Origin of the sequence: Nocardia sp. NPDC050718 (assembly GCF_040654235.1) — a bacterium.
Taxonomy (GTDB): domain Bacteria; phylum Actinomycetota; class Actinomycetes; order Mycobacteriales; family Mycobacteriaceae; genus Nocardia.
Genome location: NZ_JBFAHQ010000003.1, coordinates 475,171 through 488,457 on the forward strand (window position 1 = coordinate 475,171; position 13,287 = coordinate 488,457).

At 69.0% G+C, this 13,287-nt stretch carries 14 protein-coding genes; 9 read left to right on the forward strand and 5 right to left on the reverse strand.

The genetic code is table 11. The features are described from left to right. The first annotated feature begins 90 nt into the window (after positions 1-90). Positions 91-2,238 carry a S9 family peptidase gene (locus AB0H54_RS16675; protein ID WP_357346292.1) on the forward strand — a complete coding sequence of 716 codons (2,148 nt, stop codon included), beginning with the start codon at positions 91-93 and terminating at the stop codon, positions 2,236-2,238. A 41-nt stretch (positions 2,239-2,279) separates the two neighbouring features. Here the strand turns inward: AB0H54_RS16675 and AB0H54_RS16680 are convergent, their stop codons facing one another. Next, positions 2,280-2,714: a MarR family transcriptional regulator gene (locus AB0H54_RS16680; protein WP_357346293.1), complete on the reverse strand. Its 435-nt coding sequence runs from the start codon at positions 2,712-2,714 to the stop codon at positions 2,280-2,282. 47 nt (positions 2,715-2,761) lie between these two features. Between AB0H54_RS16680 and AB0H54_RS16685 the strand changes: the two genes are divergently transcribed. Then, the gene (locus tag AB0H54_RS16685) at positions 2,762-3,409 is read left to right on the forward strand and encodes a nitroreductase family protein (RefSeq protein WP_357346294.1); all 648 of its coding nucleotides are present in this window, start codon (positions 2,762-2,764) and stop codon (positions 3,407-3,409) included. 74 nt (positions 3,410-3,483) lie between these two features. Next, positions 3,484-4,185, forward strand: coding sequence for a DUF2334 domain-containing protein (locus tag AB0H54_RS16690; protein WP_357346295.1), 702 nt, complete (start codon positions 3,484-3,486; stop codon positions 4,183-4,185). A gap of 51 nt (positions 4,186-4,236) precedes the next feature. Here the strand turns inward: AB0H54_RS16690 and AB0H54_RS16695 are convergent, their stop codons facing one another. Continuing rightward, positions 4,237-5,631, reverse strand: a complete 1,395-nt coding sequence (locus AB0H54_RS16695) for a glutamate decarboxylase (protein WP_355270931.1) — start codon at positions 5,629-5,631, stop codon at positions 4,237-4,239. A gap of 176 nt (positions 5,632-5,807) precedes the next feature. Here AB0H54_RS16695 and AB0H54_RS16700 point away from each other — a divergent pair, with 176 nt between their 5' ends. From AB0H54_RS16700 to AB0H54_RS16710, 3 genes are read left to right on the forward strand one after another with little or no spacing between them, the layout of a single operon-like run. Beyond that, on the forward strand, positions 5,808-7,232 hold the full coding sequence (locus AB0H54_RS16700) for an APC family permease (RefSeq protein WP_355270933.1): 1,425 nt from the start codon (positions 5,808-5,810) through the stop codon (positions 7,230-7,232). Further along, positions 7,229-7,666: a hypothetical protein gene (locus AB0H54_RS16705; RefSeq protein WP_357346296.1), complete on the forward strand. Its 438-nt coding sequence runs from the start codon at positions 7,229-7,231 to the stop codon at positions 7,664-7,666. Before AB0H54_RS16700 ends, AB0H54_RS16705 begins: the two co-directional genes overlap by 4 nt. 10 nt (positions 7,667-7,676) lie before the next feature. Further along, entirely contained in the window at positions 7,677-9,029 is a 1,353-nt protein-coding gene (locus tag AB0H54_RS16710) for a dipeptidase (protein ID WP_357346297.1), read from the forward strand. Here the strand turns inward: AB0H54_RS16710 and AB0H54_RS16715 are convergent, their stop codons facing one another. Continuing rightward, complete coding sequence (locus tag AB0H54_RS16715; protein ID WP_355270937.1) at positions 9,030-9,674, reverse strand: MBL fold metallo-hydrolase; 645 nt, start codon at positions 9,672-9,674, stop codon at positions 9,030-9,032. It lies immediately after the preceding gene. Positions 9,675-9,853: 179 nt separating this feature from the next. Here AB0H54_RS16715 and purS point away from each other — a divergent pair, with 179 nt between their 5' ends. Together purS and purQ are read left to right on the forward strand one after the other, a co-directional pair. Then, positions 9,854-10,090, forward strand: a complete 237-nt coding sequence (gene purS / locus AB0H54_RS16720; protein WP_022565847.1) for a phosphoribosylformylglycinamidine synthase subunit PurS — start codon at positions 9,854-9,856, stop codon at positions 10,088-10,090. Then, positions 10,087-10,764, forward strand: coding sequence for a phosphoribosylformylglycinamidine synthase subunit PurQ (gene purQ / locus AB0H54_RS16725; RefSeq protein ID WP_355270938.1), 678 nt, complete (start codon positions 10,087-10,089; stop codon positions 10,762-10,764). Before purS ends, purQ begins: the two co-directional genes overlap by 4 nt. A gap of 54 nt (positions 10,765-10,818) precedes the next feature. On the opposite strand, the gene AB0H54_RS16730 is transcribed toward purQ, so the two are convergent. Beyond that, a complete protein-coding gene (locus AB0H54_RS16730) occupies positions 10,819-11,895 on the reverse strand; it encodes a substrate-binding domain-containing protein (protein ID WP_357346298.1) in 1,077 nt (358 codons plus the stop codon). A gap of 60 nt (positions 11,896-11,955) precedes the next feature. Here AB0H54_RS16730 and AB0H54_RS16735 point away from each other — a divergent pair, with 60 nt between their 5' ends. Beyond that, positions 11,956-12,387 (forward strand): MarR family transcriptional regulator, encoded by a 432-nt coding sequence (locus AB0H54_RS16735; RefSeq protein ID WP_355270942.1) that lies wholly within the window; start codon positions 11,956-11,958, stop codon positions 12,385-12,387. Here AB0H54_RS16735 and AB0H54_RS16740 read toward each other — a convergent pair. Further along, entirely contained in the window at positions 12,384-13,250 is an 867-nt protein-coding gene (locus AB0H54_RS16740) for a helix-turn-helix domain-containing protein (protein ID WP_357346299.1), read from the reverse strand. The two genes, AB0H54_RS16735 and AB0H54_RS16740, sit on opposite strands and share 4 nt — an antisense overlap. Positions 13,251-13,287 lie beyond the last annotated feature (37 nt).

Here is a 13,287-nt window from a genome sequence, read left to right on the forward strand (position 1 = left end):
CGCAGAAATACTCACCGAGCGGGCCCGGCCCGGCCGCCGCCCCGGCCGAGTTGGCGGGCCCGGCCGCAAAGGTCCGGCTACGGTGGACCCATGGCTGGCGAGAATGAGACGGTGTCGGCGCCGATCGCGAAGAAGGTGCCCTTCGAGCGGGTGCATCACGGCGACACGTTCGTCGACGAGTACGAGTGGCTGCGGGACAAGGAGAACCCCGAGGTCATCGCGTACCTGGAGGCCGAGAACGCCTTCACCGAGGCGCAGACCGACCAGCTGCAGCCGCTGCGGGACAAGATCTTCGACGAGATCAAGGCGCGGACCCAGGAGACCGACCTCTCGGTGCCGACCCGGCTCGGCGAGTTCTGGTACTACTCGCGCAGCTTCGAGGGCAAGCAGTACGGCGTGCACTGCCGCTGTCCCATCGACGCGAACGTCGACGGCATCGACGCGTGGACCCCGCCCCAGCTCGAGGTCGACACGGTGATCGAGGGCGAGGAGGTGCTGCTCGACAGCAACGTCCTGGCCGAGGGCCTGGACTTCTTCGCGCTCGGCGCGTTCTCGCTCAGCCACGACGGCACGCTGCTGGCCTACTCGGTCGACAGCACCGGCGACGAGCGCTACACCCTGCGGATCAAGGATCTGCGCACCGGTGAGCTGCTGCCCGACGAGGTGGCAGGCGCCGCCCCCGGCGCGACCTGGTCGCTGGACGGCACGCACATCTTCTATCAGACCGTCGACGAGTCCTGGCGGCCCGACACCGTGTGGCGGCACCGCGTCGGCACGGCGTCCGACGCCGATGTGACGGTGTTCCACGAGCCCGACGAGCGCTACTGGGTCAGTGTCGGCGCGACCCGCTCCGAGAAGTACCTGATGATCTGGCTCGGCTCCAAGATCACCACCGAGGGCTGGGTGCTGGAGTCCGACAATCCCGAGGGCGAGTTCCGGGTGCTGCTGGAGCGTCGCGAGGGCGTGGAGTACTCGGCCGAGCACGCGGTGATCGGCGGCGAGGACCGCTTCCTGATCCTGCACAACGACGTGGTCGACGGCGTGAAGGCGGAGAACTTCGTGCTCGCCGAGGCGCCTGCCACCGATCCGTCGAACATGACGATCCTGATCGGGCACCGCGAGGACGTGCGGCTCGAGGACATCGACGCCTTCGCCAACCACCTGGTGCTCGGCTACCGCCGCGACGCGCTGCCCCGCCTGTCGGTGTGGCCGCTCACCGCCGACGGCTACGGCGAGCTCACCGAACTCGACTTCGGGCTCGAATTGTTCTCCGCCGGTGCGGGTTCCAGCCCCGAGTGGGAGCAGCCGACGCTGCGGGTCGGCGTCACCTCCTTCATCACCCCGATGCAGGTGTTCGACTACGTGCCCGCCACCGGTGAGCTGCTGCTGCGCAAGGAGCAGCCGGTGCTCGGCGGCTACGACGCGAACGATTATGAACAGCACCGGGATTGGGCGGTCGCGCACGACGGCACCCGGATCCCGATCTCGATCATCAAGCGCCGCGGGCTCCCGGCGGGCCCGAAGCCGACGCTGCTCTACGGCTACGGCTCCTACGAGGCCAGCATCGATCCGTCGTTCTCGGTCTCGCGGCTGTCGCTGCTCGACCGCGGCATGGTGTTCGCGGTGGCGCACGTGCGTGGCGGCGGCGAGATGGGCAGGCTCTGGTACGAGCACGGCAAGACGCTGCTGAAGAAGAACACCTTCACCGACTTCGTCTCCTGCGCGAGCCATCTCATCGACACCGGGGCCACGGCGGCGGACCGGCTGATCGCCGACGGCGGCAGCGCGGGCGGTCTGCTGATGGGCGCGGTCGCCAACCTGGCGCCGGAGCTGTTCAACGGCATCCTCGCCAACGTGCCGTTCGTCGACCCGCTCACCTCCATCCTCGACCCGTCGCTGCCGCTGACGGTGATCGAATGGGACGAGTGGGGAAACCCGCTGGCCGACAAGGACGTCTACGAGTACATGAAGTCGTACTCGCCGTACGAGAACGTCGAGGCCAAGGACTACCCGGCCATCCTGGCCATCACCAGCCTCAACGACACCCGCGTGCTCTACGTCGAGCCCGCCAAGTGGATCGCCAAGCTGCGCGACACCAAGACCGGTGACAGCGAGCTGCTGCTCAAGACGGAGATGAGCGCCGGCCACGGCGGCGTGAGCGGGCGCTACGAGAAGTGGAAGGAAGTCGGCTTCGAGTACGCCTGGGTACTCGACAAGGTCGGCCTGGCGGACGCGTAGGGGTGAGTGCTCCTGGCCCGCTTCGTTTCGTTTTCTGTGGGTCAGGGGTGCGGAGCGAGGAGCTTGCCGAGCAGGGTGGTGAGCTGGGCGCGTTCGTCTGCGGTGAGCGCGGCGAAGGTGTCGTCCAGGAAGGCCGGGGTTGCGGCTTCGGCCCGGCGTAGCCGGTCGCTGCCCGCTTCGGTGAGGGTGACGGCGTAGGAGCGCCGGTCGAGTGGATTGCGTTCGCGGCGAACGTATCCCGACTGTTCGAGGTCGTCGCAGACGGTCACCATGACGCTGCGGTCGATCCGCAGTTCCACCGCGAGCGTCTGCTGGGAGCAGGCGCCGACCTCGGCCAGCATCTTCAACACCAGGTGCTGGCCGACGCCGAGGCCCTGCGCGGTCGCGTGCGCTTCGGCGGCGCGGGCGACGGCGGTCGAGGCCCGGCACAGGGCGATATCGGGGCGCTCGGCGGCGAGGCGGGGGAAGTAGGGCATGGCACTCCTCGGGCGGGTGTCTCCATTCTTCGGCGCTAGGAGCCCGCATGACCCTCGATCTGACCCCCGACCAGCTGTTGTCCACCACCCGGGCAGTGCGCAAGCGACTCGACTTCGATCGGCCGGTGCCGCGCGAATTGATCGAGGAGTGCGTCGACCTGGCCACCCAGGCGCCGACCGGGCGCAATCGCCAGCGCTGGCATTTCCTGGTCGTCACCGACGCGCGGCGCAGATGGGTGCTCGCCGACATCTTCCGGCGGTCGCTGGTGCTGGGGGAGGCGGCGCCGCTGACGGCGCGGGACCGGGAGCGGATGCAGGTGGATCCCGGGTCCACGGCCCGGGTCTTCGACGGCCTGCGGTACCTGGCCGACAATATCCACCGGGTGCCCGCGTTCGTGATCCCGGCGGTGGAGGGACGCACCGATCGCGCGTCGGTGGAGATCCAGGCGGGGACCTGGGGCTCTATCCTGCCCGCGGTGTGGAGCTTCATGCTGGCCGCACGGGTACGGGGGCTCGGTACGGTGTGGACCACCGCGCAGGCACCGCTGGAGCGGGAACTCGCTGCGGCCCTTGATGTCCCGTATGACGAGGTGATGCTCGCCGCGTTCCTGCCGCTGGCCTACACGATCGGCACGGATTTCAGGCCGGCGGTGCGCGTGCCTCGCGCGCAAACACTGCACTGGCAGCGGTGGTGAGGCGTGCGCGGATGTTCGTCGGGGCGTCATCGGTGGAGCACGCGGGTGTCACCTGGGGCTGACACCGTAGGTTCATGAACGCTGAGCTGATCGTTTCCGTATCCGGGATCCGGGACACGACCCGCGACGCCGCGATCGAGTTCGCGGCGGAGATGGACCAGCGGGATGTGCGGCTGTCCCTGCTGGTCGCGCCCCGGTTGAAGAACAAGTACCGGCTGGTCGACGATCCGGCGACGCAGTCGTGGTTGCGCGGCAGGCGGCTCGAGGGTGACGCGATCGTGCTGCACGGCTACGACCAGGCGGCCACCAAGACCCGTCGCGCGGAGTTCGCGAGCCTGCCGAGGCACGAGGCAACGCTGCGGCTCAAGGCGGCCGACCGGGTGATGGAACAGGTGCAACTGCGCACCCGGCTCTTCGCCGCGCCGCGCTGGGACGCTTCGGCGGGCGCGCTGGCCGCGCTGCCCGATGTCGGCTTCCGGCTCGCGCTCGGCCTGACCGCCGTCCTCGATCTGGAACGCGATGTGGCCCAGCGCGCCCGGGTGTACGGAATCGGTGAGGGATTCCGTGCCGAGCCGTGGTGGTGCCGGGCGCTGGTGATGGGCGCGGCGCGCACCGCCCGGCGCGGCGGCGTGCTGCGGCTGGCGATCTCGGCCGCGCAGTTGCAGCGTTCGGGCCCGCGCCAGGCCATGCTCGACGCCGTCGACCTGGCGCTGTACCACGGCGCCCGCAGCGACGTGTACCGCTGGGAGCCGTTCACCGCGGCCAGGGCTGCCTGACCGGCCACCGTCGCGCGCGTCGGCGATCAGGCGCGCGACGGTGGCCCTCTGTCACGGCTGGGTGTGCGGCAGAGCCACTTCGGGCGCGGCGTCATGGGTGAACCCGCCCGCTTGCTCGCGGGTCAGTGGGGTCCGCCACGGGTTGTCTTCGAGCTGGCGCAGACCGCGCCGGATATCGGCGAGCAGGAGTTCGGCCATGTCCACGGTGAAGCCGTGCCGGAACACCGCGCGCATGATCGTCTCGTCCTGCCGGTCGGCGGGCAGCGGATAGGCGGCGATGAGCCAGCCGCGGGCGCGGAGCCGATCGGACAGATCGTAGAGGTTGTAGTCGGCGCCCTCGGTGAGCCGCCAGGCGACCGCGGTGATCCCGCGATCGGGTTCGGCCGCGTGGATCAGCTCGAACGGGCCGGCCGCGGCCAGGCCTTTCGCGAAGTGCCGGGCGACGAGATAGATCGCCGACTGCACGCGGGTGTAGCCCTCGCGGCCGAGCCGGATGAAGTCGTAGTACTGGGTGATCACCTGCCCGCCCGGCCGGGAGAAGTTGAGGTTGAAGGTGGGCATGTTGCCGCCGAGGTAGTCCACGTCGAAGACCAGCTCGCGGGGGAGATCGGCGGCCTCGCGCCAGATCACCCAGCCGACCCCGAGCGGCGCGAGACCCGTCTTGTGCCCGGAGGCGTTGATCGATTTCACCCGGGGCAATCGGAAGTCCCACACCAGCTCCGGCGCGGTGAACGGGCCGAGGAAGCCGCCGCTGGCCGCGTCGACGTGGATCGGGATGTCCGGGCCGCCCGCGGCGTGCATGCGGTCCAGTTCGGCGCTGATGGCCGCGACGTCCTCGAACAGACAGGTGAAGGTCTGACCGAAGGTCGGCACCACCGCGATGGTGTTGTCGTCGCAGTATTTCGGCAGATCGTCGGGGTGCAGGGTGTAGCGGTTCGCGCGCAACGGCACCTGCCGCAGTTCCACGTCGAAGTAGCGGGCGAACTTCTCCCAGCAGACCTGGACCGGGCCGCTCACCAGGTTGGGCACGCCGGTGCCGCCACGGGCTCGCCAGCGGAATTTCGCCGCGAGGCCGCCGAGGATCGCGGCCTCGCTGGAGCCGGTGGTGGAGGTGCCGAGCGTGGCCGCGGGATCGGGGGCCTGCCACAGGTCGGCGAGCATGCGCACACAGCGCTTCTCCAGCTCGGCGGTCTGCGGGTACTCGTCTTTGTCGACGATGTTCTTGTCGATCGATTCGGCCATCAGCCTGCGCGCCTGATCGTCGATCCAGGTCGTGCAGAAGGTGGCCAGGTTCATCCGCGCGACGCCGTCGAGAATCAATTCGTCGTGCACGATCTCGTAGGCGACGTCGCCGGGTAGTTCGGCGGCGGGAAAGCCGCCGTGCGGAGCGGGGCGGGTGAATCCGGGAAGGCTGAAAAGGTCTTGGGATCGGAGATTCTCGGCCACGGTTCCTCCAGTCAGGAGCTGCACTGCCAGGTGATAGCTCTGATGGCATTCTGCAACGATTACATAGCGTATGCCCTCGATTCGAGCCTACTTGGCGGATGCTGAACAGTTACTATGCTTGGGCAGTTGGTCAAGGGTTTCCGCTAGTTGTGCATCCACAGCAGGAGGCAGCGCTGATGACGGGCTCCGCGACGAAAGCCGCGACGACGACGAAGTATTTGTCCTGGGTGACATTGGCGCTGATGACCACGAGTTCGGTGGCCAGCCTCCGCTCGGCGCCCACGATGGCGGTCTACGGACTCGCCTGTGTATTCCTCTACATCATTCCCGCGATTCTGTTCCTGCTACCGACCTCGCTGGTCGCCGCGGAACTCGCCTCGGGCTGGCAGGGCGGCGTCTACAAATGGGTCGGGGACGGGCTGAACAAGCCGCTCGGTTTTCTCGCCGTCTGGTGTCAGTTCGCCATGACGATTTTCTACTATCCGAGCTTGCTCGCTTATGTGGCAAGTACTTTCGCTTACATCATCGATCCGTCGCTGGCGTCCAACGGCCTGTATGTGGCGATCGTGATCATCACCGTGTACTGGGCAGGCGTTTACGTGTCCTCGCAGGGCACCAAGACGGTGGCCGGGCTGTCGAGTATGGGCCTGGTGATCGGCACGCTTATTCCCGGCACCGTGCTGGTGGTGCTCGGTCTGGTGTTTCTCGCGCAGGGTAATCCGTCTGCGGCGCCGATGGATTCGAGTCACCTGCTGCCCGCCTGGACCGGGCTGGCCAGCCTGGTGCTGATCGTGAACAATTTCCTGTCCTACGCGGGCATGGAGATGAACGCGGTGCACGTGTCGTCGCTGAAGAACCCGGCCAGGGAATTCCCGAAGGCGATGTTCCTGGCGATGGGCCTGGTGCTGGTCATCTTCATCCTGCCCGCGCTGGCGATCAGCTGGGTCGTCCCGTCCGCCAGCCTGAGTCTCACGGCCGGTGTGATGCAGGCGTTCGACGGCTTCTTCAGCCACTTCGGCGTCGGCTTCCTCACCCCGATCGTCGGCATCGCGCTGGTGGCGGCCGCGGTCGGCGGCATGCTCACCTGGCTGGCCGGACCGTCCAAGGGACTGTTGCTGATCGGGCGCAGCGAGGGGTATCTGCCGCCCTGGCTGACCACGATGAACAAGCACGGCGTGCAGCAGAACATGCTGGTGGCGCAGGGCGTGTTCACGACCTTCATCGCGCTGCTCTACGCCTTCATCCCGAATGTCTCCAGCGCGTACTGGATTCTGTCGGTGATCACCACGCAGGTGTATCTGATCATGTACGTGCTGATGTTCGCGGCGGCCGCCAAACTGCGCCGCGACGATCCGGATCATCCGCGCGGCTATCGGGCGCCCGCCCTGTTCGCGCTCTGCGGTCTCGGCGCCGCGTCCTCGATCGCGGCCTTCGCGATCGGCTTCGTGCCGCCCTCGCAATTCGGTGCGGGCAGTCCGTGGGTGTATCTGCTCATCGTCGGCGGCGGCATGGGCGTCGTCGGTCTGCTGATCCCGTACCTGTTCTACCGAAATCGCAGGGACAGCTGGAAACTCGCCGTTCCGGAAGGGGAGCAGGTATGACGACCGGAGACGCCCCCGAACACAAGCGCCGCTGGATCTACATCACCGCGGGTGTGCTGCTGGTGGTCTTCGCCCTGATCGGCCTGCTCACCTTCAGCGAGATCCGCGAGAGCACCCAGGCCACCACCAAAGCCGAACAGCTGCACAACAATCTGGTCGCGGCGGGCCTGCCCGCACCGGAGCCGCAGGTGATCGCCGACGCGCTCGGCGAGGACGGCGGCTCGGTCTGCCAGGATCCGAGTTCGCCGCTGATCAAGGCGAAATACCAGGCCTCGATCACCAACGGCGCCGCAGGGCCGGGGCAGCGCCCGGTGATCGGCCCGCGCGACACCACCCAGGCGGTGGCCCTCACCATCGCCGTCTATTGCCCGGATCGCCTGTCGGACTATCTTTCTCATCTCGACACCCTGAAGCTGGACGACACCACGAAGTGAGGCGCGAGCGATGACGGATACCCCCGAAGTGGCTGCGTTGCGCACCACGATCGCCGGGCTGATGGGCCGGGCGAAAAAGGATCTCACCGAGCTGGTTTCGCTCAAATCGGTCGCCGACCCGCGTCAGTTCCCGCCCGAGGGCTGCGAGCAGACCGCGCAGTGGGTGGCCGACGCCTTCGCCGCGGCCGGACTGACCGAGGTGGGCCTGCACGAGACGCCCGACGGCAGCAAGGCCGTCATCGGGCACAAGCCGGGCCCGCCCGGCACACCGACGGTGCTGCTCTACTGCCACTACGACGTGCAGCCGCCGCTGGGCGACGACGCCTGGAACACCCCGGTCTGGACGCTCACCGACAAGGATGGTCGCTGGTTCGGCCGCGGCGCCGCCGACTGCAAGGGCAATATCGTCACCCACCTGACGGCCCTGCGCGCGATCGGGCCGGACTTTCCGATCGGGATCAAGGTGGTGTCGGAGGGCTCCGAGGAGCAGGGCACCGGCGGGCTGGAGAAGTTCGTCGTCGCCAATCCCGACCTGCTCGCGGCCGACGTGATCCTGGTGGCCGACTGCGGCAACTTCGCGGTCGGCGTGCCCACCTTCACCCAGACCCTGCGCGGGAACGTCAATGTCGTGGTCACGGTGAAGACGCTGGCGGGGCCGATGCACTCGGGCATGTTCGGCGGCCCGGCGCCGGACGCGCTGGCCGCGATGATCCGGCTGCTCTCGTCGCTGCGGGACGAACACGGCAACACCACCATCGACGGGCTCACCGACGATCAGAAGTGGACCGGCGTGCAGTACCCGGTCGAGGACTTCCGGGCCGACGCGGGCGTGCTCGACGGGGTCGACCTGCTCGGCAGCGGCACCGTCTCGGACATGGTGTGGGCCCGGCCCGCGTTGACGGTGCTCGGCATGGACGTGCCCGCCGTCGTCGGATCGTCGGCGGCAATCCAGCCGAGCACCAGGGCCCGGCTCAACCTGCGCATCCCGCCGGGCACCGAACCCAAACAGGCCCTCGACCTGCTGGAGAAGCACCTGCGCGCGCACCTGCCGTGGAACGCCCAGCTCGAGATCGAGGTGGAGGCGCTCGGCGAGCCGTTCGTCGCCTCCGAGCAGGGGCCGGCGCGCTCGGCGCTGGAGCAGGCGATGGCGACCTCCTACGGCAGGCATGTGACCACCGAGGGGCAGGGCGGCTCGATCCCGCTGTGCAATGTCTTCGCCGACACCTATCCGAAGGCCGAGATCATGCTGATCGGCGTCGAGGAGCCGAAGTGCCTGATCCACGCGCCCAACGAGAGCGTCGACCCGACCGAGATCGAGCACATGGCGCTGGCCGAGGCGCTGTTCCTCAGCACCTACCGCTGATCAGAACTGCGCCTGGTCCTCCGGCTGGATCACCCGGAATTCGGTTCCGGCCGGGGCCATCTCGGTCAGCCTGCCGAAGTAGATGCCCTGCGCCGCCGGCTCGACGATCCCGAAATGGACCGGGACGGCGGTGCGGGGGTTGACCGCGCGCAGGTAGTCGACGGTGTCCCAGATCCGCATCCACGGCGCGACGGCCGGGATGGCGAGCACGCCGACCGGGACCGGCGGCACCCACAGCGAGTCGCCGGGGTGCACCAGCTGGGCCGGATCGGCCGCGGTGCCGAGCTGGAAGACCGTGTTGTCGATCACCGGGATGTCCGGGTGGATCACGGCGTGACGTCCGCCACCGCCGGTGATCTGCAGGTCGCCGATGTCGAGCACCTGGCCCGCCGAGACCGGCTCCCAGCCCTCGCCGCGCTGCTGGGCGGTCTGCGGGTCCGACAGCAGGCGGGCGGTCGGGTTGGCCTCGATCAGCGCCTCGATCCGGGTCGGATCGATGTGGTCGGGATGCTGGTGGGTCACCGCGATCGCGTCCAGTCCGGTGATGCCCTCGAAGCCGTGCGCGAAGGTGCCGGGATCGAACAGCACTTTCACGCCGTGCAGTTCCACGAGGATGCAGGAATGACCGAAGTGGGCGATGCGCATACCCGATGCTATCGCCGCCGATCCCGGTGGGCCCGGAGGCGGAAGCGGAGTGTGGCCACGCAGGGCCCTCGGGGGTCGGCGCCATCGAACACAGCCGCCGCTACCCCGGAAGGCGGGTACGACGGCCGGGTCAACTAGGATTTCCGAGGTAACCCCCCACACCACATGAGGAGCAACGCGTGGCACGAGTCGTGGTCGAGGTCATGCCGAAGGCCGAGATCCTGGACCCCCAGGGACAGGCCGTGGTCGGCGCGCTCCCGCGTCTGGGATTCGCTGGAATCTCGGATGTGCGGCAGGGCAAGCGATTCGAGCTCGAGGTGGACGAGAGTGTCTCCGACGCCGAGCTTGAGCAGATCGCCGAGGCGCTGCTGGCCAACACGGTGATCGAGGACTGGAAGGTCGTTCGGGTCTCGTGAGCGCACGCATCGGCGTTATTACTTTTCCGGGCACGCTCGATGATGTCGACGCCGCCCGCGCGGTGAAGCTGGCGGGCGCCGAGGCCGTGAGCCTGTGGCACGCCGACGCCGACATCAAGGGTGTCGACGCGGTCATCGTGCCCGGTGGCTTCTCCTACGGCGACTACCTGCGCTGCGGCGCCATCGCCCGGTTCGCGCCGGTGATGGGCGAGGTCGTGCGCGCGGCCGGTCAGGGCCTGCCGGTGCTCGGCATCTGCAACGGCTTCCAGGTGCTGTGCGAGGCCGGGCTGCTGCCGGGCGCGCTGACCCGCAACGAGGGCCTGCATTTCATCTGCCGTGACGAGTGGCTGCAGGTCGAGGCGACGAACACCGCCTGGACCTCCCGCTACGAGCAGGGCGCGCAGATCCTCATCCCGCTGAAGTCGGGCGAGGGCCGCTACCAGGCGTCGCAGCAGGTGCTCGACGAGCTCGAGGGCGAGGGTCGCGTGGTGTTCCGCTACGCGGGCGACAACCCGAACGGCTCGCAGCGCGGCATCGCCGGCATCTCCTCGGCCAACGGCCGGGTCGTCGGCCTGATGCCGCACCCCGAGCACGCCACCGAGGCGCTGACCGGCCCGAGCGACGACGGTCTCGGCATGTTCTTCTCGGTGATCGACAGCCTGATCAACGCCTGAGTTCTCCCGCACCGACGCCCCGGCCTCGCTTCGAGGACCGGGGCGTCGCCCGTTTCAGGGCAGCCGGTCGATGATGTCGAAGTCGACGCCTTCCGCTCTCGCCAGGTGGGCCGGGCCGACGGCCTGGTTGCCGAGGAAGCCGTTGCGGGTGGACGGACCGTCGAGGACGATGCCGTCGGCGAGCCTGGCCGAGATGGTCGGGACGTCCAGGGTGCCGACGGTGTCGGCCAGCGTGCGCAGCAGGTGGACGGCCTCGTAGGTGGAATTGCTGAACGTCGTCAGCGCGGGGGCGAAGGCGCCGTGGTGCTCGCGGTAGCGGGTGCGGCGGTCGCGGCCGTCGGCGGTGTGCTCGTCGACGAAGAAGCTCGACGCGACGAACATGTTGGCGTTGGCCGCCGGGCCCGCGCTGAGCAGCACGTTCTCGTCGACGGCCGGACTCAGTCGCGGCATGATCGCGGGCAGGCCGGTCGCGGTGAACTGGCGATTGAAGCGGGCGGTGTCGGCGCCGACCATCAGGATCAGCACCGCGTCGGCGCGCAGCAGAGCCGGGCTGTCGAGGAACACGTGGAAATCGGTGGTGCCCAGCGGCACGTACTGCTCGAGCACGAGGTCGGCCGGTGAGGGCAGCGCGCGGCGCAGCGCGTTGACGGTCTGCCGCGGCCAGATGTAGTCGTTGCCGATCACCGCCCAGCGGCGTACCCCCAGCTCACGGGCCATCCAGGCGACGGCGGGCACGGTCTGGTGATCGGGATGCTCGCCCACCAGCAGGACGCCGGGGCGCTCGTCGGGCAGGCCCTCGTGATCGGTCGCGTAGAGGTAGGGAACCCGGCCGTCGACGGCGTCGGCGACGGCGCGGCGCACGGCGGAGGTGTGCCAGCCGGTGATCGCGCCGACCATTCCGGTCGCCAGGAACGCGTCGACTTCGGCGGCCACCTCGTACGGCGGACGGCCGCCGTCGAGGGTTGTCAGCCGAATTTCCCGGCCCAGAATTCCTGTCCCACTATTGATTTCGTCGACGGCCAGGGAAATGGCGGCGGTGCACGACGGTGCGATGATGCCGCCGGGGCCCTGAGTGGGCACGATCGAGAGAATCTCGATCGTTTCGTCCCGACTCTCGTCGAACGTGGGCATTCTGTACTCTAACGCCTAGTGCGAACAGGTTTGTTCGAATGAATGTGTCGGCAGGTGGGAATGCAATCGGTGTCCATCATAAGTGGGTGTTCCACGCTGCACGGCGCGCTGCGCTCGGCAGAACGTAACTGGGTGCGCCAGCTGGAATCGGCGTTGTCGGCCGACAATCTCACGGCCGACCACTGGGCGATTCTGTCGCAGTTGTCCACCGACGACGGCATGACCATGTCGGAATTGGCGGCGGCCGCGCGGCTGGCGCCGTCCTCGGCCACCCGGCACGCCGATCATCTCGCCGAGCGCGGGCTGATCTTCCGGGTCGCCGCCACCGACGACCGCCGCCGGATCCTGATCGGGCTCAGCAGTCTCGGGGCGAAGCTGGTCACCAAGATCCGGGCCGAGGAACAGCTCGCGGAGGAAGAGCTCCGTGCCCGCTTGGGCGCGCGGCGCTACAGCGAGCTGGCCGCCGCGCTGTCCGTCATCGCCGAGCTCTAGCCGGCATTCGCCGGGCGCTGGACGAATCTTCCCCAGGCCCGGTAGCGGTCCCGGGCGATGGTGGGCAGGTAGGCCGGGACCAGCGCACCCGGTGTCTGGTCGGCGAAGGCCGACACGTCCCGGCACAGGTGGGCCTGATCGGTGTACCCGCAGGCCGCCGCGACCTCGGCGGCCGGTGTGCCCGCCAGCAGCTCGTCGACCGCGGACCGGAAGCGGACCAGCATGGCCGCCCGCTTGGGGGTCAGGCCGATCTGGGACTCGAACCGCGCCCACAGCCGCTTGTGGCTCCAGCCGAGCGAGGCGGCGAGCGCGCCGATCCGCACCTGGCCGCCGGTGCTGAGGATGCGGCTCCAGCCGGCGAGCACCTCCGGGTCGGGCGTGCGCGTCGGCCGATCGCCGTGCGCGAGAAACGATCTGGTGATCGCGAAGCGGTCGTCCCAGGTCGGGGCGGACGCGAGTTGGGCACGCAGCCGCCGGGCCCGCGCGCCCCACAGGTCCTCCAGGTCGACCGCGCCCCGGCCCAGCTCCGCCGGGGACACCCCGAGCAGCGAGTACGCCCGCACCGGTGACAGCCGGACCTCGACGCACGCCGCCCGCGCGGCCCGCACCCGCACGGCCTCGATGGGCAGTCCGGCGACGAAGCCGCCGAGGGTCCGGCTGCCGAACGCGTCGTCGACGCGCAGGTCGCGATCCCCGAATTCGATCAGCACGGTGACCGACGCCGCGCCGGCGACGCGCAGATCCAACCCGGCCCCGGCCGCGTCCCGGTAGCCGATGATCCCGGTACCCGGCGTCATCACCGCGGCCGGACCTGCGAATTCCCAGTCACCGTCGGACCGGCGCTCGACGTCCACACTGCCCACTCGTCCAGGCTACGGACCGGCGTGGCGGGCGACCCTG